1 protein-coding gene is annotated in these 1,865 nt (G+C 37.8%); it reads right to left on the minus strand.

Features of this window, described 5'->3' with window-relative positions; all coding sequences use genetic code 11:
* Positions 1-250 precede the first annotated feature (250 nt).
* Positions 251-814, minus strand: a complete 564-nt coding sequence (locus tag RLO81_RS00785) for a hypothetical protein (RefSeq protein WP_350105810.1) — start codon at positions 812-814, stop codon at positions 251-253.
* Between the last annotated feature and the right edge of the window lie 1,051 nt (positions 815-1,865).

Raw genomic sequence — 1,865 nt, forward strand, 5'->3', positions numbered from 1 at the left:
AACGCCTCTGTAAGGCGCGTTTGTTTACTTTGTTCAAGGTATAAAACTAGCACGATTTGGGTTTAGAACCTAGTTCAGCTACAAGCAGCTTATGACACCCCGTCCTTATAAATCGTCCACAAGTTAAGAGATGAAAGTGGATGTGAAATGCTAACCCAAAACGTGCGGCCGAGCCGCACAGAAGTACTTATGAACTTCGCACGGTGAAGACCAAATGCGCTCTTTACATTATGTTGTAGGCCGTTTTTTTCTAGCTCACCCAATCGGTTGCTTTAAGAAAATAATCATCTTGATATAGAAGAAAGTATAGTCTTCCGCCCCAACCGCAAAGTGGACCACAATGATATGATGCTTTTTGCCTGATTATTCTGAATTGCCTAACTCCTTCTTTATTATAGACAGCGCAATCATTCCTATCAATGTACTCATCAAAATCAGTTGGACTTCTAAGCTCTACTTTAATAAACTTCTGATGTGACAGATTGATGGTGTCAATTTTTCTAATTTGAGTTTTTAAGGATGATAAAAGTGAGTCAATGAACTGAAGTTTCTTTTCATAACTTGGCAACATTGCGTCATTCTTTTCGGCTCTAAGTACCTTACTTTTATATCTCTTGTGAAGTTGTTTTATGTCATTAATATAAGCTTCAGCATTTATACAAATTGTGGCATTTTCAAATGAGTATCGCAATACCTTTTTAAATTCAAATACGCCTAAACTTAATGTGTCAACTTCATGAATTTTATTCTTCAAATCTTGTCCATGTGCTACGAAGCAAAGGGCTACGAGAAGAATTGGAATGACTAATCTCAAATTGTCAATGTTTAGATGGCCTACAACGCCCCTGTAAGGCGCGTTTGTTTACTTGTTTTACAGGGCATAAAACTAGCACGATTTGGGTTTAGAACCTAGTCGCAATGCAAGCAGCTTGAAACACCCCGTCCTTATAAATTGTCCACAAGTTAAGAGATGAAAGTGGATGTGAAATGCTAACCCAAAACGTGCGGGTCAGCCGCACCAAAGCATTTAGGACTTCGCACGGTGAAGACCAAATGCGCTCTTACAGCATGTTGTACTGCGTTTTTCTGTATTGTCGAATCACCTACAGAGTAAGAATAATCAAGTTATGGCCATGAGTTAGGTATGATTTCTAGGTATCGAAATAGTACGATAAGTCCAATTATTACAATTAGACCGAGCTTTCCATGAGCTAAGCCATATCCATTATTCATTAGCTCTTTTATTGTCTTATTTTTTCGCTTAAAAAGCCATATAACCAGAACACCAACATATGGTGATATTAACAGCAATGTAATTATGATGGCTAAATTAAGTAGTTCGTTCACGAAATAGCTCGTATTTTAAATCAGTTAATGCAAATCATGCAGTACAACGCTCTTACTAAACGGACGTGGCGGTCAAACGAAGTGCAGACCAAAACGTCCGCCTAAAAGTAGTAAAAAGGATTGACTTGTCAATCCGCCAATAGCCCGCCATGCCGTTTTAGTTGATGTTAGCGATAAGTTTTTTATTAGTCATTAATCTGAACCCACCTTACCGATAAATCTGTCAGATGATTCTCCAAGTTTTCAAATTCACTCAAATCAATGTAACATTTGGTCTTAGCATTCTTTTTTTGTCGAATCATTATATGAGGACTTCGATAAGGTCCGGGATCATAGTTAAAAGTTATTTCATAAATCGAATCAATTGGGATTCTTTTAGCAGAAAGGAAAATTGAATGAGGATAGGAAATTGTAATATAGTTGTCAGTTAAAGTCAGCCTACTGAACTCAAATTGATGTATTATGATATAATAGAAAAGGCGACGCGCTCGATGGCTCGGGCCAGATCGCGATGGCGA

This window comes from Fulvivirga sp., from assembly GCF_040220315.1.
In the GTDB taxonomy this organism is placed as follows: domain Bacteria; phylum Bacteroidota; class Bacteroidia; order Cytophagales; family Cyclobacteriaceae; genus Fulvivirga.